Below are 19,383 nucleotides of genomic sequence, written 5' to 3' on the forward strand. Positions count from 1 at the left end.
AGCTCAGAGATTTAAGGCGGCTTCGGTACGCGCGTCGCCCGGTTTTCGGACGCTGAAGATCCGGAAACCCTTCTGGCTCGCGTGCCGCTCGACCTGGAAACCCTGCTCGCCGAGCCAGCGCTGGAGCGAGTCGCCGCCCAGGTTCTTGGCCACGACCAGCCACGCGACGCCGTCCGGGGTCAGCCGGGGCAGCCAGCGCAGGAGCAGTGCGTGCAGCTCGGCCTTGCCGATCCGGATCGGCGGATTGGACCAGATCTGCGCGAACCCGACAGTCGGCGCCACCTCGTCCGGGGTCGACGCGACGACCCGGTCGGCGACACCGAGCGCTGCGGCGTTCTCCCGGACCAGGTCGAGGGCGCGCCGATTCACGTCGATGGCGTAGACCGTCGCACGGGGCGCCGCGGCGGCCAGGACGGCGGTGATCGGGCCATAGCCGCAGCCGAGGTCGAGCAGCGCGCCGGTGGTCTCCGGACCGGGCAGCGGCGCCTTGTCGAGCAGGACCGCCGTGCCCGGGTCGAGCCGGGTGGACGAGAACACGCCGGACGCCGAGACCAGGCGAAATTCCTGGTCGAACGCCGTGAACTCGACCCGGTGCCGCTCGTGCGCGACCGCCGGGTCGGCCGAGAAGTAGTGCTCGCCGGACACGCTGCCCTCCCTTGACCGCCTTCGCAACGCATTGTCCCCAAGCAGGTGACGGGTAATCCGGGCGGCCACCCGTTCGGATTGTGCGCAACATCGCCCATACGACACCGCTACGCCGTGTCGGCTACCCTGTGCGACATGACTTCTGGGAACGAGCCGCGCCGGAAACGGCGATCCGACTCGTTCCGCCGGGACGAGGCGGACGAAGCCGACAATTGGCTGGCGGGGCTTCGCGGCACCGGCCGGGGAGAGCCCGACCCGTTCGCGGCACCCCCACCGGAGCCGGCAGCCTTTGATCACCCTGCGTTCGACCGGCCCCCGCCCGACGCTCCCGCGTTCGACCGCTCGACGGACCGGTCCGGACCACCCGATCGGTCCGGTCCGTTCGACCGGAGCGCGTTCCCGCCGCCGCCCGACGACCAGGACGGCCCGGGACGGCCCGGCGGCCGGCGCTCCCGGGACCGCGACGAGCCCCCGAGCGGCAGCTTCGGCCGCGCCGACTCCCCCAGCGGCGTCTTCAGCCCGGCCTCGCTGCCACCGGCGCCACCTCCGGCCCGTCCCGCGCTGCCCGACGCCACCGAGATGATCGGCGGCCGCCGCCGCGCTCGCGACGACGACTCCCCGAGTGGCAGCTTCGGCCGCACGGAGTCGCCCAGCGGCAGCTTCGGCCGGGCCGACTCCCCGAGCGGCACCTTCGGCCGCACGGAGTCGCCCAGCGGCAGCTTCAGCCGTGCGGTGCCGCCTCCCGCGCGTCCCGCTCTCGACGAGCAGCTTCCCGCCGCCCCCGCGGAGCCCCGGGCCGGCCGGCGCCGTGCCCGCGAGGACGAGCCCACCGGGCGCCGCCAGTCCGGCCCTTCCGAGTCGTATGACCACGGTCCGGAGCTGACCCCGATCATCAAACCGCTGGCGGACCTCGTGGCCCAGCAGCCGGCGACCGAGCCGCCGCCGCTCGTGCCGATCTTCCCGACGATGCGCCCCGACGCCGCCCCGACCAGCGGCGGCACGACCGGCCGCCGGGCCCGCCGCGAGGCGGAGGAGGCGGCGGATCCGCGCACCGGTGAGGTCGGCGGACGCCGCCGGGCGCGCTCCGATGACAGCGGCTCCTTCCGCACCGGCAACGGTTACGAGGCGACGGGTGGCAACGGTTTCGGCGCCGCGGGGCGCCCCGATGCGACCACCGCGTTCCGTGCCGGTGAGACCACCGCGTTCCGCCCCGGTGACGACGTCGGCGTGCGCCGGCAGCGCACCGGATTCGGCGAGGACACCGGCAGCCGGCGCGCAGGCGACCCCGGTGTCCCACACCGGAGCCACGGCTACGACGCCGAGGGTCCGGCCGGGTTCGGGCGGGACGACACCGGCACCGGACGGCCCGGCCGCGCCGCGGTGCCCGCCGCGTTCGCCGCCGGCGCCCCGCCGGCCGACGTCGACGCACCGCGCCGGCGCGACGACACCGGAGTGCGGCGGCGGGCCGACGCCCTGCGCGGCCCGGCCGGTGACGAGGCGCCGCACCAGCGGCGCGCCCTCGACGACGCGATGCCGGGCCGCGGATACGACGACCCTTCGACGGCCCGGCGGCGCGGCGCCCGGGGCACCGGGGAGCATTCGGGCGACTACACCGGCGGCGGCAGCCAGCGTGCGCTGCGCGAGCCGCCGGGCGGCCGGCCGTCCGGTCCGCCGGGGCGTGGTGAGCGTCCCGGGCGTCCGGGTCGGGGCGGCACCGGGTCACACCCACGGGCGGTCATCGACCCGGTGCGGCCGGAGCACCGGCCGCACCGCTGGATCGCCATGCTCAGCGTGATCGCGGTCGTGGTGGTGCTGGCCGCCTGCGGCATCGGCACCTGGTTCATCCTCAAGGACGAGCGCAACGGCCCCGAATCGGCGCGGTCCAGCACGACCAGCGGGCCGAAGAAGCGTGACATCAGCAGCCGGCAGGTCGACCCGGCGCCGCTCACCGAGGCCGAGGTCTTCCCGAGCAACAACATCGTGGCGGTGCCCAACGAGCCGCCCTACGTCATCCTCTCGACCAAGGCCTCGCCGGACTGCAAGACGGCGGCGACCGACGAGCTGGCCACCCTGCTCATGAACGCGGGCTGCAGCGAGGTCGTGCGGGCGACGATGAAGTCGCCCAACGAGGACTACCTGATCACCGCCGGCATCTTCAACCTGGACACCGAGAAGGCGGCCGCGCTGGCCTTCGACGGCGTCAAGCCGATCGTCGACGGGCAGAAGGGCCGCTTCTCCGGGATGAGTGTCGGCGCCGGCACCGGCACCGACGCACTCGTGCGGGCACCGACGCAGCTCGGCTGGAACTACAAGGGCCACTTCATCGCCTATTGCGTGATCGCCCGGGTGGACGGCAACGCGTTCGCCCCCAGCGACCCGTATCCGCGGCAGATCACGTTCGACATCGTCGAGACCTACCTGGAGAACGAGATCATCGGCAACCGGGCCATCGTCCAGCCCGAGGCGACCCCGGCCGCGTCGCTGCCCGCATCCCCGGCGCCGGGAGCGAGCTGACCGCCGCGGCGCCCGGGCTAGTCCCGGCGCCGCCTGGTCAGCTCGGCCCGCTCGCGCAGGGCGGCCACGTCGGCCGGGTACAGGACCTCGACCAGGGTCAACCCGTGCGCCGGCGCCACCATCACCTCGTCGGCCCGGACGGTACGGCTGAGCAGGCTCGCCGGCCACGACGGCGGCCGCCGTCCGTCGCCGACGATCAACTGGGCACCCACCAGGCTGCGGACCATCGACCAGCAGAACGCGTCGGCCACCACGGAGGCGACGACAACCCCGTCGGGGTCGCGGCGCCAGTGCAGCGCGCTCACCGCGCGGATCGTCGTCGCGTGCTCCTTGCGCCGGCAGAACGCGGCGAAGTCGTGCTCGCCGACCAGGCCGGCGGCCGCGGCGTTGAGCAGGTCGACGTCCAGCGGTCGCGGCCAGGCGACGGTGTCGCGGCGGCGCAGCGGTTCGGCGCCGTGCGGCGCGTCGGCGACCCGGTACTCGTACCGGCGGGACAGCGCCGAGAACCGGGCGTCGAACTCCGCCGGCGCCTCCGTCACCGCACGCACCCGGACGTCGGGCGGCAACAACTGGGCCAGCTTGCGCATGAGCGCCCCGCCGATGCTCTCCCACCGCTCGGTGGGCACATCGACGTGGCAGACCTGGCCGGTCGCGTGGACCCCCGCGTCGGTACGGCCGGCGACCGTCAGCCCCTCGACGCTGCCGAACAGCCGCCCCAGAACGGCGCCCAGCTCCCCGGCGACGGTGCGCCGCTGCGGCTGGGCCGCCCACCCCGAGAAGTCGGTGCCGTCGTAGGCGACGTCCAGGCGAAGTCGCGTGCTCATGAGGTACAACTCCCAGATTTCAAGGAAAGAGCCCGGCACCCACGGAGGGTGCCGGGCCCCACGGACCTCAGCTGGTGATCAGGCCTTGGTCTCGTCGTCCTTCGCCTCGCCGGCCTCCGGCTCGGCGTCCGCGTCGGCCTTGGCGGCCGGCTCGGTGTCCTCGTCGCCGGCCAGCACCGCGATCGAGTCGGCCTTGGCGGCCTTCCGGTCGGCCTTGCGCGGCGTCGACGTCGCGGCGACCTCGAGCTCCTCGACCAGCTCGATGATCGCCATCGGCGCGGCGTCACCCTTGCGCGGGCCGGTCTTCACGATCCGCGTGTAACCACCCTGGCGGTTGCTGAAGCGGGGCGCGATCTGGTCGAACAGCGCGTACACCACGTCCTTGTCCCGCACCACGGAGAGCGCTTGACGGCGCGCGTGCAGATCGCCGCGCTTGGCCTTGGTGATGAGCTGCTCGGCGAGCGGGCGCAGCCGCTTGGCCTTCGTCTCGGTGGTCTTGATGCGACCGTGCTTGAACAGCGACGTGGCGAGGTTCGCCAGCATCAGCCGCTCATGCGCGGGGCTACCGCCGAGGCGGGGACCCCTGGTGGGCGTGGGCATGGTTGGGACTCCTCTGGTACAACAGCCGGCTAGAGCTGTTCGGTCTCGCGGTAGTCGTGATCGTTGTCGTAGTCCACGTCCGCGAACGAGTCCACGACATGTGCCGGGTCGAACGTCGGGGCGGAGTCCTTCAGACCCAGACCCATCCCGGCGAGCTTCATCTTGACCTCGTCGATCGACTTCTGACCGAAATTCCTGATGTCGAGGAGGTCGGCCTCCGTGCGGCTGATCAGCTCGCCGACGGAGTTGATGCCCTCGCGCTTGAGGCAGTTGTACGAGCGGACGGTGAGGTCCAGCTCCTCGATCGGCAGCGCCAGATCGGCAGCGAGCTGCGCGTCCTGCGGCGACGGGCCGATGTCGATGCCCTCGGCGGTCTCGTCGAGCTCACGCGCCAGGCCGAACAGCTCGACCAGCGTCGAGCCGGCCGAGGCCAGCGCGGTGCGCGGGGTCAGCGACGGCTTGCTCTCGACGTCGATGATGAGCCGGTCGAAGTCGGTGCGCTGCTCGACACGGGTCGCCTCGACGCGGTAGGTGACCTTCAGCACCGGGGAGTAGATCGAGTCGACCGGAATGCGGCCGATCTCCTGCCCCTGCTGCTTGTTCTGGTTGGCGGTGACGTAGCCCCGCCCACGCTCGACGGTCAGCTCCATGTCGAGCCGGCCCTTGCCGTTGAGGGTGGCCAGCTTGAGGTCGGGGTTGTGCACGGAGACGCCGGCCGGGGGCTGGATGTCGCCCGCCGTGACGTCGCCGGGGCCCTGCTTGCGCAGGTACATCGAGACCGGCTCGTCGTGCTCGGAGCTGACGCACAGCTCCTTGATGTTCATGACGAGCTCGACCACGTCCTCCTTGACGCCGGGGATCGTGGTGAACTCGTGCAGCACGCCGTCGATCTTGATGCTGGTGACCGCCGCGCCCGGGATGGAGCTCAGCAGGGTGCGACGCAGCGAGTTGCCGAGCGTGTAACCGAAGCCCGGCTCGAGCGGCTCGATGGTGAACTTCGACCGGACCTCGCTGATCGACTCTTCGGCGAGACTCGGCCGCTGGGAGATGAGCACTGTTTCCTCCAGGTTCGTTGCGCGCCCGCTATATGACGCGCTCCGAGCAGGCGGGGCCGGGATCGGCCCCGCCTGTTGTTGCTTACTTCGAGTAAAGCTCGACGATGAGCTGCTCCTGGACCTGGGTGTCGATGACCTGCCGCGCCGGCAGGCTGTGCACCAGGACCTTGAGCTCGCTCGGGATGAACTCGAGCCACGCGGGGACGGTCTTGCTGCCCGCGAGGCCCTGCGCGATCTGGAACGGCGTGAGCTGACGCGACTTCTCGCGCACCTGCACGATGTCGTGCTCGCGCAGACGGTACGACGGGATGTCGACCTTCTTGCCGTTGACCTGGATGTGGCCGTGGCTCACCAGCTGGCGGGCCGCGTCACGCGAGGTCGCCAGGCCGGCGCGGTAGACCACGTTGTCGAGTCGCGACTCGAGGATCTTCAGCAGTTCCTCACCGGTCTTGCCCGGCTTGGCGACCGCCTCGTCGAAGTAGCCCTCGAACTGCCGCTCCAGCACGCCGTAGATGCGGCGGGCCTTCTGCTTCTCGCGCAGCTGCAGGAGGTATTCGGTCTCCTTCGGCCGGCCACGGCCGTGCTGGCCGGGCGGGAAGGGACGCGACTCGAACGGGCACTTCGGCCCGTCGCACTTGCTGCCCTTGAGGAACAGCTTCATCTTCTCGCGACGGCAACGACGGCAGTCGGCACCTGTGTAACGAGCCATGTTTCTGTCTCTTCCCTTAGACCCGGCGGCGCTTCGGCGGACGGCAACCGTTGTGCGGCTGCGGCGTGACGTCAGAGATCTGCCCGACCTCGAGGCCCACGGCCGTCAGCGAGCGGATCGCGGTCTCCCGGCCGGAGCCTGGGCCCTTGACGAAGACGTCGACCTTGCGCATGCCGTGCTCCATCGCGCGACGAGCGGCGGCCTCGGCGGCCAGCTGCGCGGCGAACGGGGTCGACTTGCGCGAGCCCTTGAAGCCCACCTGGCCGGCGGAGGCCCAGGAGATGACAGCCCCGGTCGGGTCGGTGATCGACACGATCGTGTTGTTGAACGTGCTCTTGATGTGCGCCTGCCCGTGCGCGATGTTCTTGCGTTCCTTGCGCCGGACCTTCTTGACAGCGGTCGCGCCGGCGCGAGCCTTCGGTGGCATTCTCTATGCGCTCCTAGATATGTTGCTGATCTCGACCCGGCTACTACTTCTTGCCCGGCTTCTTCTTGCCGGCGACCGTGCGCTTCGGGCCCTTGCGGGTGCGCGCGTTGGTCCGGGTGCGCTGACCGCGCACGGGCAGGCCCTTGCGGTGCCGGATGCCCTCGTAGCAGCCGATCTCGACCTTGCGTCGAATGTCTGCGGCGACCTCGCGGCGCAGGTCACCTTCAACCTTGTAGTTGGCCTCGATGTGGTCGCGCAGCTGCACGATCTCTTCATCGGTCAGGTCACGAGCCCGCTTGTTGGGGTCGATGCCGGTGGCGGCCAGGGTCTCGACGGCACGGGTGCGACCAATGCCATAGATGTAGGTGAGTGCGATCTCGGTGCGCTTCTCGCGCGGGAGATCGACACCAACGAGACGTGCCATGGGTGGGCTGACTCCTCATCCGTGCGGAGGTCTGTGCCCGCTCCGCTCCCCGTCTGCCCACAGACGGGCCCCGGCCTCCGACCGGGGGTCAGCCACGCGCTCCCGCGCGTCACGCGCGGTGGCCCGAGGCTGGAACGGGCAAGTGCAAGGTGGTGCTGTGTGGATCTGCACTGCCGCCTCTCAGCGGCGGCTCAGAGCAACGCCGGACCTCAGCCCTGGCGCTGCTTGTGGCGCGGGTCAGTGCTGCAGATGACCATGACCCGGCCATGCCGCCGGATGATCCGGCAGTTGTTGCAGATCCGCTTGACGCTCGGCTTGACCTTCACGGTGTGCCTAACTCTCGCTGCGCACCCACGTAGGGGCCGCAGGCCCGACCGTTACCTGGAAACCGACACCGAATTACTTGTAGCGGTAGACGATGCGCCCGCGAGTGAGGTCGTAGGGCGAAAGCTCCACGACGACACGGTCCTCGGGCAGGATACGGATGTAGTGCTGCCGCATCTTCCCGCTGATGTGCGCCAAGACCTTGTGGCCATTGGCGAGCTCCACCCGGAACATCGCATTCGGGAGTGGCTCGATCACTCGGCCCTCGATCTCGATGGCCCCGTCTTTCTTCGGCATGTCCTCCGCTACCTGACATCGGGTCTGGTGGTCGACGCTTGCATCCGTTTCACGAGGTCAACGACGATGTCGAAGTCCTCGCGCCAGCCGCGGCTCCGGTCATGCCACAGAAGCGCGTGGAGGCATGCAGGAGTGGACGCTTTGCGCCAATGGGCAAGTCTACGCGGGGGAAGTCCTGGTACCAAATCCGGGGGCTTTCACCCGCTCAGCGGCCCGGGAGTTGGGTCAACTGTCCCGATAGCGCTTCTGCTCGGGACTGTTGCCGAGCACGCGCATGCTGATCGTCGAAGCCAGCAGAACGGCACCCCAGGGACCGGCGACCCACATCGGCCAGAAGTACACGGCCTCGCCGCTGGAGATGCTGACCAGGGCCCAGATCACGACATTGACGGAGACCGCCACCAGCCAGGCGCCCCAGATGCCGACCAGCCACGACGGAGTGCGGCCGTCTTTCCGATCTTTGTCGGTAAATGTGGCAGAGCTCACCGGCCCGGCCGGCGTGAGCTGCGAATCGTTCACCGGGTGGAAGCCGGGCAGATCCTTGAGGATCCTGTCGAGGTCGCCATAGGTGCGCGCGGCGTAGGTCTCTTTGAGCCGGTCGTCGTATTCACCCAGCGACAGCCGGCCCTCGTCGAGCGCCGCCTTCAGGCGCTCCGCCACGAACTGCCGGTCCACATCGGCCGCACGCAGGTTTTCCCGCCGGTCTGCCACCGTTCCCCCTTCGCCCCCAGTCGGGTGTCCTCAGCATCCCATTTCGAAGGGCAACCGTTCCACCCCGGTATTTCCCTGGCCCGGTATCCGGGTCAGGAGGTGGGCGCGGGCTCCCGCGACGTCACCAGGTCGCCGAGCCGTGCGCGGCCGCCGTCCTCCGCGGTCAGCACCCAGACGCCGTCGTCGCAGATGGCCATCGTGTGCTCCACGTGCACGGCGATGGAGCCGTCGACCGTGACCACGGTCCAGCCGTCGTCGAGCTCGGCCACCTTCGGCTTGCCCCGGGTGATCATCGGCTCGATCGCGAGGGCCATGCCGGGCCGCAGGACCGGGCCCTTGCCCGGGCGGCCCGAGTTCTCCACGAACGGGTCCTGGTGCATCGCACTGCCGATGCCGTGGCCGCCGTAGCCGCTGACGATGCCGTACCGCCCCGCCTTGCGGATCGACGACTGGATCGCATACGAGATGTCGGTCAGCCGGCCCTTGCCGGACCGGGCGCCCCGGGCGGCCGCCGCGATGCCCGACCACATGGCGTCTTCCGCCACCCGGATCAGGCGTCGCAGGTCGGGGTGCCCCTCGCCGACGACGACCGTGATGGCGGCGTCGCCGTGCCAGCCGTCGAGCTCCGCGCCGCAGTCGATCGAGATGAGATCACCCTCGCGCAGCACCTGCCGCGCGTTGGGGATCGCGTGGACCACCTGGTCGTTGACCGACGAGCAGATCGACGCCGGATAGCCGTGGTAACCCTTGAACGACGGGATCGCCCCGGCCGCACGGATGGTCTCCTCGGCGATCTTGTCGAGGTCGGCCGTGGACACGCCGGGCGTGACCGCGGCCCGCATCCGCGCGAGCGCGTCCGCGACGACCAGCCCGGCACGGCGCATCAGGCCGATCTGCTCCGGGGTCTTGAGTTCGATTTCGACCTGCTGGCCCATGAAGCTTTCAGCCGCCGTACGAACGGAGGGCGTCGATCGCGCGCACGGTGACGTCCTCGACCGGACCCGTGGCGTCGATGCCCACCAGCTTGCCCTGTGCGCCGTAGTAGTCGACGAGCGGCGACGTGTCGCGTGCGTAGACCTTCAGCCGCTCGGCGATGGTCTCGGCCTTGTCGTCGTCGCGCTGGAACAGCTCGCCGCCGCAGCGGTCGCACACCCCGTCGTGGGTGGGCGCGTCGAACTCGACGTGCCAGATCTTGCCGCAGCCACGACAGGTCCGGCGGCCCGAAAGCCGCCGGATGACCTCTTCGTTCTCGACGACGAGCTCGAGCACGATGTCGAGCCCGGTGCCCAGGTCGGCGAGCAGCTTGTCGAGGGCGTTGGCCTGCGGAACCGTCCGCGGGAAGCCGTCGAGCAGGAAGCCGTCGGCGGCGTCGCCCTCGGCGAGCCGGTCGGAGACCATGTTGATGGTCACCTCGTCCGGCACGAGCTGACCCGCGTCCATGTAGCGCTTCGCCTCGATGCCGAGCGGGGTGCCCTGCCCGACATTGGCCCGGAAGATGTCGCCCGTGGAGATTTTGGGCACGGCGAGGTGCGCGGCGATGAACTCGGCCTGGGTCCCCTTGCCCGCCCCGGGGGGACCTACCAGCACCAGCCTCACTACCGGAGGAACCCTTCGTAGTTGCGCTGCATGAGCTGGCTCTCGATCTGCTTCACCGTCTCGAGGCCCACACCAACAATAATGAGCACCGCGGTGCCACCGAACGGGAAGTTCTGCAGAGCCTGCCCGCCACCCACGATACCGATGAGCAAGTTGGGCAGGATCGAGATGATGCCCAGGTAGAGCGCACCGGGAAGCGTGATGCGGCTGAGGATGAAGTCAAGATACTCGGCCGTGGGCTTGCCCGGGCGGATGCCGGGCACAAATCCGCCGTACTTCCGCATGTTGTCCGACACCTCGGTCGGGTTGAACGTGATCGACACGTAGAAGTACGTGAAGAAGATGATCAGCAGGAAGTACAGGATGATGTGGGCCGGCTTGTCCTGGGCCACGATGTTCCGGTTGATCCAGAGAACCGTCTTGTTCGTGGTGTCGGAGCCTGCGAACGAGGTCACCAGCTGCGGCAGGTAGAGCAGCGACGAGGCGAAGATGACCGGGATGACACCCGCCTGGTTGACCTTCAGCGGGATGTAGGTGGACGTTCCGCCGTACATCCGCCGGCCGATCATGCGCTTGGCGTATTGCACCGGGATGCGGCGCTGCGCCTGCTCGAGGAAGACCACGAAGGCGATGACCACGACGGCCAGGCTGACGATCACGAAGAACGTGGTCTTGTTGTCCTGCCAGATCTGCAGGCCCTCGCTGGGGAGGCGGGCCGCGATCGAGGTGAAGATCAGGACCGACATGCCGTTGCCGACGCCGCGGTCGGTGACGAGCTCACCCAGCCACATGACGACGCCGGTGCCGGCGGTCATCGTGATGACCAGCATGGTGAGCGTCAGCCACATCGGGACCTTGCCGGTGTCCGGGATGATCGGGTACTGCGACTGGTCGCACGCGCCGCCGAAGAGCTGGCCGGACCGCGCCAGGGCGACGAACGCCGAGGCCTGCAGGATGCCGAGCCCGAGGGTCAGGTAGCGCGTGTACTGCGTGATCTTCGCCTGGCCGGACTGGCCTTCCTTGCGCAGTTGCTCCAGGCGAGGGATCACGACGGTCAGCAGCTGCAGGATGATGCTCGCGGTGATGTAGGGCATGATGCCCAGCGCGAACACTGAAAGTTGCAGCAGCGCGCCGCCGGAGAAGAGGTTCAGCAGCGTGAAGATCTGGTTGTTGCCGCTCTCGACGATGTCGAGGCACTTCTGCACGTTGCCGTAGGAGACGCCAGGGCTGGGCAACGTGGCGCCGAGCCGATAGATGGCGATCATAAACAACGTGAAAAAGATCTTCTTGCGCAGGTCAGGCGTCTTGAACGCACTGGCAAAGGCGGAGAGCAACTTCATCCTCCTGCGCAAGGCGGCCGGGTGGCCGACGAGGTGGGGTCCTGATGGTGCATGAAACTCTGTCGAACGTATGAGTCGAACGTGTTGCTGCGCAACGGACTCTAACAGGATGTTGGGAGCACATCACGCCCGGCTTTGGAGCGGCGCGTGGCGCCCACCGATCCGGTGGACGCCACGATAGCGCTCTATGCGGTTTCGCCGCCCAGCAGCTTGACCGAACCGCCTGCGGCCTCGATCTTCTCGCGGGCCGACGTGCTGAACTTGTGCGCGGTGATGTCGAGCTTCACGCCACCGAGCTCACCGTCGCCCAGCACCTTCACCAGCTCACCCTTGCGGACGGCGCCGGCCTCGACGAGCTCGGCCACGCCGACCTCGCCGCCCTGCGGGAACAGCTCCGCGAGACGAGCCAGGTTGACCACCTGGTACTCGACCCGGTTGCGGTTCTTGAAGCCCTTCAGCTTCGGCAGGCGCATGTGGAGGGGCATCTGCCCACCCTCGAACGCCGCCGAGATGTTCTTCCGGGCCTTGGAGCCCTTGGTACCACGACCGGCCGTCTTGCCCTTGGAGCCTTCACCGCGACCCACACGGGTCTTCTCGGTCTTGGCGCCGGGGGCGGGCCGGAGGTGGTGCAGCTTGATCGTCATCGGATTACTCCACCTCTTCCACGGTGACCAGGTGCGTCACGGTGTGGATCATGCCGCGGATCTCCGGGCGGTCTTCCTTGACGACCACGTCGCGGATCCGCTTCAGCCCGAGCGACCGCAGGGTGTCCCGCTGGTTCTGCTTCGAGCCGATCTCGGACCGGATCTGGGTGACCTTCAGGCGTGCCATGGTTATGCACCCACCCCGGCACGAGCGGCCAGCATGGCGGCCGGCGCGACGTCCTCGACCGGCAGGCCACGACGCGCGGCAACCGCCTCAGGCGACTCGAGCTTCTTGAGCGCCGCCACCGTCGCGTGGACGATGTTGATCGCGTTGGACGAGCCGAGGCTCTTCGACAGCACGTCGTGGATGCCGGCGCACTCCAGGACGGCGCGCACCGGGCCACCCGCGATGACGCCCGTACCGGCGGAGGCCGGCTTGAGCAGCACCACACCGGCCGCGTCCTCACCGATGACCGGGTGCGGGATCGTGGCCGCGAGCCGCGGAACCTTGAAGAAGTGCTTCTTGGCCTCCTCGACGCCCTTGGCGATCGCCGCGGGCACCTCCTTGGCCTTTCCGTAACCGACGCCGACCGTGCCGTCGCCGTCACCGACGATGACCAGGGCGGTGAAGCTGAAGCGACGACCACCCTTCACGACCTTGGCGACGCGGTTGATCGCGACGACCCGCTCGAGGTGCGGAGTCTTCTCGGCGGGCGCGTTGCCGCGGCCACCACCCTCGCGACGGTTCTCGCGACGGCCGCCACCTTCTTGGGTGTTACCGGACCCGCCGCCCCTGCGCTGAGGACCAGGCATGAACGTTTCCCTTCCTAGAATTCGAGTCCGGCTTCGCGGGCGGCGTCAGCCAGAGCCGCGATGCGGCCGGCGTAACGGTTGCCGCCACGGTCGAAGACGACCTTGCCGACACCCGCGGCCTTCGCCCGCTCGGCGAGGAGGGCGCCCACCTTGCGGGCCTGCGCCTTCTTGTCGCCGTCGGTGCCACGGATGGTGGCGTCGAGCGTCGAGGCCGAGGCCAGCGTGTGGCCCTTGAGGTCGTCGACGATCTGCGCGGTGATGTTCCGCAGCGAACGGGTGACCACCAGGCGCGGACGCGCGGCGGTGCCACTGACGTGCTTGCGGATACGGAAGTGCCGGCGAGCACGCCCAACGCGACGAGCGGCGGCAGCGCCGCCGGAGTTGCGGCGCTTGAGCAGCGTGGCGCTCATTTCTTACCAGCCTTTCCGGCCTTGCGGCGGATGACCTCGCCCTGGTAGCGCATGCCCTTGCCCTTGTACGGCTCCGGCGGGCGGATCTTGCGAATGTTGGCAGCGACCTCGCCAACCTGCTGCTTGTCGATGCCGGCGATGTGGAACAGCGTCGGCTTCTCGACGGTGAACGTGATACCGGGCGGCGGGGTGACGACAACCGGGTGTGAGAACCCGAGCGCGAACTCGAGGTCGGAACCCTTCGCGGTCACGCGGTAGCCGGTGCCGGCGATCTCGATGCTCTTGCGGTACCCCTCGGTGACGCCGACGACCATGTTGGAGATCAGCGTACGCGTCAGGCCGTGCAGTTCCTTGGCCTTGCGCTCGTCGTTGGGGCGGACCACCTGAAACGAGCCGTCCTCGGCCCGCTCGACGGTGATCGGCTCCGCGAGGGTGTGGCTCAGCTCGCCCTTGGGGCCTTTAACCGTTACCACCGGGCCGTTGATCTTGACGTCGACGCCCGAGGGCACCGTAATCGGCTTACGTCCGATTCGCGACATTGGAGACCTTCCTCACCAGACGTAGGCGAGGACTTCCCCGCCCACGCCTCGCTTGCGGGCCTGCCGGTCGGTGAGCAGCCCTTGGGACGTCGAGATGATGGCCACACCGAGGCCACCGAGCACGCGCGGCATCTCGACCGACTTCGCGTACACCCGGAGACCCGGCTTCGACACGCGGCGAATGCCGGCGAGGCTGCGCTCACGGTTCTGGCCGTACTTGAGGTCGACGATCAGGGTCTTGCCGACCTTGCCGTCCTCGGGGTCCTGAACCTGCCACGAGGACACGTAGCCCTCGGACTTGAGCACCTCGGCGATGTTCGCCTTGATCTTCGAATATGGCATCGACACCCGGTCGTGGTACGCCTGGTTGGCGTTACGCAGACGCGTCAGCATGTCTGCGATCGGGTCCGTCATGGTCATTGCTTTGTCAGCCTTTCTCGCCGCGGTTCCTCGCCGTGATGGCGGGCCTCCGGCGAAGGAGGATTACCAGGAGGCCTTGGAAACGCCGGGCAGCTCGCCACGGTGCGCCATCTCACGGATGCACACGCGGCACAGGCCGAACTTGCGGTAGACGGCCTTCGGCCGGCCGCAACGCTGGCAGCGGGTGTATGCGCGCACTGCGAACTTCGGCTTGGCAGCGGCCTTGAGAATCAGCGCCTTCTTCGCCATGTCAGTTCTCCTTGAACGGGAAGCCGAGAAGCTTGAGCAGCGCCCGGCCCTCGTCGTCGGTCTTGGCGGTGGTGACCACGGTGATGTCCATGCCTCGCGGCCGGTCGATCCGGTCCTGGTCGATCTCGTGGAACACCGACTGCTCGGTGAGCCCGAACGTGTAGTTGCCGTGGCCGTCGAGCTTGCGCCCGTCGAGACCGCGGAAGTCACGAATACGGGGCAGCGCGATCGACAGCAGCCGGTCGAGGAACTCCCACATCCGGTCGTTGCGCAGCGTGACCTTGGCGCCGATCGGCATGCCCTCACGGAGCTTGAACTGCGCGATCGACTTGGTCGCCCGGCGGACCTGCGGCTTCTGGCCGGTGATGGTGGCCAGGTCGCGGACCGCACCGTCGATCAGCTTCGAGTCGCGAGCCGCCTCGCCGACACCCATGTTGACGACGACCTTCACCACGCCCGGGATCTGCATCGGGTTGGCGTAGTTGAACTGCTCACGCAGCTGAACCACGACCTCGTCGCGGTACCGCTGCTTGAGCCGCGGGTTCACCTTCTCGACCGTCGTCATCACAGTTCCTTACCGGAGCGGCGCGACACGCGGGTCTTGACGCCGTTCTCGTCGATGCGGGAGCCGACCCGGGTCGGGTTGTTGTCCGAGTCGATCACCATCACGTTGGAGATGTGGATGGGGGCTTCCTGCGTCACGATGCCGCCGGTCTTCGAGCCCCGCTGGGTGGTCCGGATGCGGGTGTGCTTCTTGACCCGGTTGACGCCCTCGACGATGACCTTGTCCTCACGCGGGAGGGCGGTCAGCACCTTGCCCCGCTGCCCCTTGTCCTTGCCGGCGATGACAAGGACGGTGTCGCCCTTCTTCACCTTCATGGTCAGAGCACCTCCGGCGCGAGCGAAATGATCTTCATGAAACGCTTGTCCCGGAGCTCACGCCCGACCGGGCCGAAGATGCGGGTACCACGAGGGTCACCGCCGTCCTTGATGATCACGGCGGCGTTCTCGTCGAAGCGGATGTACGAGCCGTCCGGCCGGCGCCGCTCCTTGGTGGTCCGGACGACGACGGCCTTGACCACGTCGCCCTTCTTCACCCCGGCGCCCGGGATGGCGTCCTTCACCGTGGCCACGATGATGTCGCCGATGCCTGCATAGCGGCGGCCGGAGCCACCGAGCACACGGATGCACAGGATCTCCCGGGCACCCGTGTTGTCGGCGACGCGCAGCCGCGACTCCTGCTGAATCACGCTTATCTCCTAATGTCTGCCAGTTCTCGGCGCCGGCTGGCGCCGAGCTTGGCGGAACGGTGGCCTTACTTGGCCTTTTCGAGGATCTCCACGACCCGCCAGCGCTTGGTCGCCGACAGCGGCCGGGTCTCCATGAGCAGCACGCGGTCGCCGATGCCACACGCGTTCTGCTCGTCGTGCGCCTTCAGCTTGCTGGTGCGGCGCATGACCTTGCCGTACAGCGGGTGCTTGACCTGGTCCTCGACCGCCACGACGACGGTCTTGTTCATCTTGTCGCTGACCACGAGGCCCTCGCGGACCTTGCGGCGGCCGCGCACCTCGGTGCCCGACTCGGTCGTCTGCTCGCTCATGCTCATGCCACCTCAGCCACAGCGTCGGGCGCCGCCGAAAGACCCAGCTCGCGCTCGCGCATGATCGTGTAGATCCGGGCGATGTCCCTGCGGATGATCTGCAGTCGCCCATGGTTGTCCAGCTGGCCGGTGGCCGACTGGACGCGGAGGTTGAACAGCTCCGCCTTGGCTTCCCGCAGCTTCTCGACCAGGCCCTCGTCAGACAGCTCACGCAGCTCGGTCGCCTTGATACCGGCGGCCATCAGACATCAGCCCCTTCACGAGTGACGATCCGGCACTTCAGCGGAAGCTTGTGGATCGCACGTCGCATTGCTTCCCGGGCGATCTGCTCGTTCGGGAACGACATCTCGAAGAGGATCCGGCCCGGCTTGACGTTGGCCACCCACCACTCGGGCGAACCCTTGCCGGAACCCATCCGGGTCTCGGCCGGCTTCTTGGTGATGGAGCGGTCCGGGAAAATGGTGATCCAGACCTTGCCGCCACGACGGATGTGGCGGGTCATGGCGATACGCGCCGACTCGATCTGACGGTTGGTGACGTACGCCGGCTCGAGGGCCTGGATACCGAACTCACCGAAGACCACGCGGGTGCCGCCCTTGGCCGCGCCGTGGCGGTCCGGGTGGTGCGGCTTGCGGAAGCCCTTCGGGGGCTTGCGTGGGATCAGCATTCGTCAGCCCTCCTGCTGCGTTTCGGCCGGCGCCGGTGCGGCCTCGGCCGCGGCGGCGGGCTCGCTCTGCGGCCCGGCGGCCTGAGCCGCCGCAGCCGCGCGACCGGCCTCGGTGCCACCGGCAGTCGTGCCGGAGGAGCCGGAACGCCCACGACGCGGCCGCTCGGGCCGGTCGGCGCGCTCACGACGGCCACGCGGGGCAGCGGTCTCAGCCGGCGCCTCGCGACCCGGAACGGCGTCGCCCTTGTAGATCCAGACCTTCACGCCGATGCGGCCGAAGGTGGTGCGGGCCTCGAAGAACCCGTACTCAATGTTCGCGCGCAGCGAGTGCAGCGGCACGCGACCCTCGCGGTAGAACTCGGTGCGGCTCATCTCGGCACCGCCCAGACGGCCGGAGACCTGCACCCGGATGCCGCGCACCAGCGGGTTCTTCATCGCCGACTGCATGGCCTTACGCATCGCCCGGCGGAAGCTGACCCGGCTGGACAGCTGCTCGGCCACGCCCTGCGCGACGAGCTGCGCGTCCGACTCGGGGCTCTTCACCTCGAGGATGTTGAGCTGCACCTGCTTGCCGGTGAGCTTCTCCAGCTCGGCGCGGATGCGGTCGGCCTCGGCGCCCTTACGGCCGATGACGATGCCCGGGCGGGCCGTGTGGATGTCCACGCGGACCCGGTCGCGGGTGCGCTCGATGTCGACCTTGGCGATGCCGGCCCGCTCCAGACCCTTGGCCATCATCCGACGGATCTTGACGTCCTCGGCGATGTAGTCCTTGTAGAGCTTGTCGGCATACCAGCGGGACTTCCAGTCGGTGCTGATGCCGAGCCGGAACCCGTGCGGGTGAACCTTCTGACCCATTACTCGGTCCCTTCCTCGGCGTCAGCCGTCTCGGCTGCCGCCTTCTCGGCCGGAGCCTTCTTCGCCGGCGCGGCCTTCTTCGCCGGCCGAGACTCGGCCTCTTCGACCTCGTCAGTCTCCGGCGTCACGGCCTTCGCGGCCTTGGTCGCCTTGGCGACACCGGCCTTCGCGGCCCGCGCCTGGGCGGCCGGCACGCTCTCGACCACGATCGTGATGTGGCTGGTGCGCTTCCGGATCCGGTACGCGCGACCCTGCGCCCGCGGCCGGAACCGCTTGAGCGTCGGGCCCTCGTCGACGTAGGCCTCGGCGACCAGGAGCGAATCGGGGTCGAGACGCTCGTTGTTCTCTGCGTTGGCGATGGCGCTCGCAAGCACCTTGTAGACCGGCTCGCTCGCCGACTGCGGGGCGAACTGGAGCACCGTGAGCGCCTCGCGCGCGGGCAGGCCGCGGACGAGGTCCACCACACGGCGCGCCTTCATCGGCGACACGCGCACGTGGCGCGCGATCGCCCGGGCACCGGGCAGCGCCGCCTCGCTCTTCGTTGGCATCGGGAAATCCCCTTGATTCCTATCGGCTGCCTTAGCGGCGGCGGCTCTTCCGGTCGTCCTTCTCGTGACCCTTGAAGGTGCGGGTCAGAGCGAATTCGCCGAGCTTGTGCCCGACCATCGCCTCGGTCACGAAGACGGGCACGTGCTTACGCCCGTCGTGGACGGCGATCGTGTGCCCGAGCATCTCGGGGATGATCGTCGACCGGCGCGACCAGGTCTTGATGACGTTCTTGGAGTTCTTGGCGTTCTGGACTTCCACCTTCTTGATCAGGTGGTCGTCGACGAACGGGCCCTTCTTCAGGCTGCGAGGCATTGCTCAGGCTCCTTAGCCGCGCTTCCGGGTGGCGTAACGCCTACGGACGATGAGACGGTCGCTCGGCTGGCCCTTGCGCCGCGTGCGGCCCTCCGGCTTGCCCTTCGGGTTGACCGGGTGGCGGCCACCCGAGGTCTTGCCCTCACCACCACCGTGCGGGTGGTCGATCGGGTTCATGGCGACACCACGGACGGTCGGGCGCTTGCCCTTCCACCGCATGCGGCCGGCCTTGCCCCAGTTGATGTTCGACTGGTCGGCGTTGCCGATCTCGCCGACGGTGGCACGGCAGTGCACCTCGACGCGCCGGATCTCACCCGACGGCATGCGCAGGGTCGCGTACTGACCCTCGCGGCCCAGCAGCTGGATGCCGACGCCGGCCGAGCGGGCCAGCTTGGCGCCACCGCCCGGGCGCAGCTCCACGGCGTGGACCGTGGTGCCGACCGGGATGTTGCGCAGCGGCAGGTTGTTGCCCGGCTTGATGTCCGCGCCGACACCCGCCTCGACCCGGTCCCCTTGCTTGAGGTCCTTCGGGGCGATGATGTAGCGCTTCTCGCCGTCGGCGTAGTGCAGCAGCGCGATGCGCGCGGTCCGGTTGGGGTCGTACTCGATGTGCGCGACCTTGGCGGGGATCCCGTCCTTGTCCGCACGGCGGAAGTCGATCAGCCGGTACTGGCGCTTGTGGCCGCCGCCCTGGTGGCGCGCGGTCACCCGCCCGTGGACGTTGCGACCGCCCTTGTTCGGCAGCGGCACGAGCAGCGACTTCTCCGGCGTCGACCGGGTGATCTCCGCGAAGTCGGCAACGCTCGAACCACGACGACCGGGCGTCGTCGGCTTGTACTTACGGATAGCCATCGTCTAT

At 68.9% G+C, this 19,383-nt stretch carries 30 protein-coding genes and 1 pseudogene; 1 reads left to right on the forward strand and 30 read right to left on the reverse strand.

All coding sequences use genetic code 11. The features are described 5' to 3' along the window. Positions 1 to 3: 3 nt before the first annotated feature. Positions 4 to 645: a class I SAM-dependent methyltransferase gene (locus tag Dfulv_RS44225; protein ID WP_259859789.1), complete on the reverse strand. Its 642-nt coding sequence runs from the start codon at positions 643 to 645 to the stop codon at positions 4 to 6. 135 nt (positions 646 to 780) lie between these two features. Between Dfulv_RS44225 and Dfulv_RS44230 the strand changes: the two genes are divergently transcribed. Continuing rightward, positions 781 to 3,159, forward strand: a complete 2,379-nt coding sequence (locus Dfulv_RS44230; RefSeq protein ID WP_259859790.1) for a relaxase family protein — start codon at positions 781 to 783, stop codon at positions 3,157 to 3,159. Positions 3,160 to 3,176: 17 nt separating this feature from the next. Here Dfulv_RS44230 and truA read toward each other — a convergent pair whose 3' ends face one another. The 29 genes and pseudogenes from truA to rplB form a co-directional block, all read right to left on the reverse strand. Further along, a complete protein-coding gene (gene truA, locus Dfulv_RS44235; RefSeq protein WP_259859791.1) occupies positions 3,177 to 3,983 on the reverse strand; it encodes a tRNA pseudouridine(38-40) synthase TruA in 807 nt (268 codons plus the stop codon). Between the two features lie 78 nt (positions 3,984 to 4,061). Further along, on the reverse strand, positions 4,062 to 4,583 hold the full coding sequence (gene rplQ, locus Dfulv_RS44240) for a 50S ribosomal protein L17 (protein ID WP_259859792.1): 522 nt from the start codon (positions 4,581 to 4,583) through the stop codon (positions 4,062 to 4,064). Positions 4,584 to 4,612: 29 nt separating this feature from the next. Further along, positions 4,613 to 5,638 carry a DNA-directed RNA polymerase subunit alpha gene (locus Dfulv_RS44245; RefSeq protein ID WP_259859793.1) on the reverse strand — a complete coding sequence of 342 codons (1,026 nt, stop codon included), beginning with the start codon at positions 5,636 to 5,638 and terminating at the stop codon, positions 4,613 to 4,615. Positions 5,639 to 5,720: 82 nt separating this feature from the next. Beyond that, positions 5,721 to 6,347, reverse strand: coding sequence for a 30S ribosomal protein S4 (rpsD, locus tag Dfulv_RS44250; protein ID WP_259859794.1), 627 nt, complete (start codon positions 6,345 to 6,347; stop codon positions 5,721 to 5,723). A gap of 16 nt (positions 6,348 to 6,363) precedes the next feature. Next, positions 6,364 to 6,774, reverse strand: coding sequence for a 30S ribosomal protein S11 (gene rpsK, locus Dfulv_RS44255; protein ID WP_259859795.1), 411 nt, complete (start codon positions 6,772 to 6,774; stop codon positions 6,364 to 6,366). A 43-nt stretch (positions 6,775 to 6,817) separates the two neighbouring features. Further along, on the reverse strand, positions 6,818 to 7,198 hold the full coding sequence (gene rpsM, locus Dfulv_RS44260; protein WP_259859796.1) for a 30S ribosomal protein S13: 381 nt from the start codon (positions 7,196 to 7,198) through the stop codon (positions 6,818 to 6,820). Between the two features lie 209 nt (positions 7,199 to 7,407). Next, entirely contained in the window at positions 7,408 to 7,524 is a 117-nt protein-coding gene (rpmJ, locus tag Dfulv_RS44265) for a 50S ribosomal protein L36 (RefSeq protein ID WP_014687778.1), read from the reverse strand. A gap of 73 nt (positions 7,525 to 7,597) precedes the next feature. After that, positions 7,598 to 7,819 carry a translation initiation factor IF-1 gene (gene infA, locus Dfulv_RS44270; RefSeq protein ID WP_007073013.1) on the reverse strand — a complete coding sequence of 74 codons (222 nt, stop codon included), beginning with the start codon at positions 7,817 to 7,819 and terminating at the stop codon, positions 7,598 to 7,600. A gap of 225 nt (positions 7,820 to 8,044) precedes the next feature. Further along, positions 8,045 to 8,530 carry a DUF1707 SHOCT-like domain-containing protein gene (locus tag Dfulv_RS44275; protein ID WP_259859797.1) on the reverse strand — a complete coding sequence of 162 codons (486 nt, stop codon included), beginning with the start codon at positions 8,528 to 8,530 and terminating at the stop codon, positions 8,045 to 8,047. 92 nt (positions 8,531 to 8,622) lie between these two features. Continuing rightward, positions 8,623 to 9,465, reverse strand: coding sequence for a type I methionyl aminopeptidase (gene map, locus Dfulv_RS44280; protein WP_259859798.1), 843 nt, complete (start codon positions 9,463 to 9,465; stop codon positions 8,623 to 8,625). A 7-nt stretch (positions 9,466 to 9,472) separates the two neighbouring features. After that, entirely contained in the window at positions 9,473 to 10,126 is a 654-nt protein-coding gene (locus Dfulv_RS44285; protein WP_259859799.1) for an adenylate kinase, read from the reverse strand. Then, on the reverse strand, positions 10,126 to 11,460 hold the full coding sequence (gene secY / locus Dfulv_RS44290; RefSeq protein WP_259869450.1) for a preprotein translocase subunit SecY: 1,335 nt from the start codon (positions 11,458 to 11,460) through the stop codon (positions 10,126 to 10,128). The genes Dfulv_RS44285 and secY overlap by 1 nt, the downstream gene beginning before the upstream one ends. 191 nt (positions 11,461 to 11,651) lie before the next feature. Then, positions 11,652 to 12,110, reverse strand: a complete 459-nt coding sequence (rplO, locus tag Dfulv_RS44295) for a 50S ribosomal protein L15 (protein ID WP_259859800.1) — start codon at positions 12,108 to 12,110, stop codon at positions 11,652 to 11,654. A gap of 4 nt (positions 12,111 to 12,114) precedes the next feature. Then, entirely contained in the window at positions 12,115 to 12,297 is a 183-nt protein-coding gene (gene rpmD, locus Dfulv_RS44300; protein WP_190249371.1) for a 50S ribosomal protein L30, read from the reverse strand. A 2-nt stretch (positions 12,298 to 12,299) separates the two neighbouring features. Next, positions 12,300 to 12,923 carry a 30S ribosomal protein S5 gene (gene rpsE / locus Dfulv_RS44305; RefSeq protein ID WP_259859801.1) on the reverse strand — a complete coding sequence of 208 codons (624 nt, stop codon included), beginning with the start codon at positions 12,921 to 12,923 and terminating at the stop codon, positions 12,300 to 12,302. Positions 12,924 to 12,937: 14 nt separating this feature from the next. After that, positions 12,938 to 13,333 (reverse strand): 50S ribosomal protein L18, encoded by a 396-nt coding sequence (rplR, locus tag Dfulv_RS44310; RefSeq protein ID WP_259859802.1) that lies wholly within the window; start codon positions 13,331 to 13,333, stop codon positions 12,938 to 12,940. Beyond that, on the reverse strand, positions 13,330 to 13,872 hold the full coding sequence (rplF, locus tag Dfulv_RS44315) for a 50S ribosomal protein L6 (protein WP_259859803.1): 543 nt from the start codon (positions 13,870 to 13,872) through the stop codon (positions 13,330 to 13,332). Before rplF ends, rplR begins: the two co-directional genes overlap by 4 nt. A gap of 12 nt (positions 13,873 to 13,884) precedes the next feature. Further along, a complete protein-coding gene (gene rpsH, locus Dfulv_RS44320; protein WP_259859804.1) occupies positions 13,885 to 14,292 on the reverse strand; it encodes a 30S ribosomal protein S8 in 408 nt (135 codons plus the stop codon). Between the two features lie 63 nt (positions 14,293 to 14,355). Next, complete coding sequence (locus tag Dfulv_RS44325) at positions 14,356 to 14,541, reverse strand: type Z 30S ribosomal protein S14 (protein WP_033342853.1); 186 nt, start codon at positions 14,539 to 14,541, stop codon at positions 14,356 to 14,358. Between the two features lies 1 nt (position 14,542). Next, a complete protein-coding gene (rplE, locus tag Dfulv_RS44330; protein ID WP_259859805.1) occupies positions 14,543 to 15,106 on the reverse strand; it encodes a 50S ribosomal protein L5 in 564 nt (187 codons plus the stop codon). Then, positions 15,106 to 15,426: a 50S ribosomal protein L24 gene (rplX, locus tag Dfulv_RS44335; RefSeq protein ID WP_259869458.1), complete on the reverse strand. Its 321-nt coding sequence runs from the start codon at positions 15,424 to 15,426 to the stop codon at positions 15,106 to 15,108. Before rplX ends, rplE begins: the two co-directional genes overlap by 1 nt. Then, positions 15,423 to 15,791, reverse strand: a complete 369-nt coding sequence (gene rplN, locus Dfulv_RS44340; RefSeq protein WP_033357657.1) for a 50S ribosomal protein L14 — start codon at positions 15,789 to 15,791, stop codon at positions 15,423 to 15,425. Before rplN ends, rplX begins: the two co-directional genes overlap by 4 nt. A 65-nt stretch (positions 15,792 to 15,856) precedes the next feature. After that, a complete protein-coding gene (rpsQ, locus tag Dfulv_RS44345) occupies positions 15,857 to 16,141 on the reverse strand; it encodes a 30S ribosomal protein S17 (protein WP_238007611.1) in 285 nt (94 codons plus the stop codon). A gap of 2 nt (positions 16,142 to 16,143) precedes the next feature. After that, the gene (gene rpmC / locus Dfulv_RS44350) at positions 16,144 to 16,383 is read right to left on the reverse strand and encodes a 50S ribosomal protein L29 (RefSeq protein ID WP_259859806.1); all 240 of its coding nucleotides are present in this window, start codon (positions 16,381 to 16,383) and stop codon (positions 16,144 to 16,146) included. After that, on the reverse strand, positions 16,383 to 16,808 hold the full coding sequence (gene rplP / locus Dfulv_RS44355) for a 50S ribosomal protein L16 (RefSeq protein WP_259859807.1): 426 nt from the start codon (positions 16,806 to 16,808) through the stop codon (positions 16,383 to 16,385). Before rplP ends, rpmC begins: the two co-directional genes overlap by 1 nt. 3 nt (positions 16,809 to 16,811) lie before the next feature. Then, positions 16,812 to 17,663, reverse strand: coding sequence for a 30S ribosomal protein S3 (gene rpsC / locus Dfulv_RS44360; RefSeq protein WP_259859808.1), 852 nt, complete (start codon positions 17,661 to 17,663; stop codon positions 16,812 to 16,814). Between the two features lie 98 nt (positions 17,664 to 17,761). Continuing rightward, positions 17,762 to 18,211: pseudogene (rplV, locus tag Dfulv_RS44365) on the reverse strand (50S ribosomal protein L22); the annotation flags it as partial. A 31-nt stretch (positions 18,212 to 18,242) separates the two neighbouring features. Beyond that, on the reverse strand, positions 18,243 to 18,524 hold the full coding sequence (gene rpsS, locus Dfulv_RS44370) for a 30S ribosomal protein S19 (RefSeq protein WP_259859810.1): 282 nt from the start codon (positions 18,522 to 18,524) through the stop codon (positions 18,243 to 18,245). 12 nt (positions 18,525 to 18,536) lie between these two features. Next, positions 18,537 to 19,376 carry a 50S ribosomal protein L2 gene (gene rplB, locus Dfulv_RS44375; protein ID WP_259859811.1) on the reverse strand — a complete coding sequence of 280 codons (840 nt, stop codon included), beginning with the start codon at positions 19,374 to 19,376 and terminating at the stop codon, positions 18,537 to 18,539. Positions 19,377 to 19,383: the final 7 nt, after the last annotated feature.

This window comes from Dactylosporangium fulvum (genome assembly GCF_025137375.1).
GTDB lineage: Bacteria > Actinomycetota > Actinomycetes > Mycobacteriales > Micromonosporaceae > Dactylosporangium > Dactylosporangium fulvum.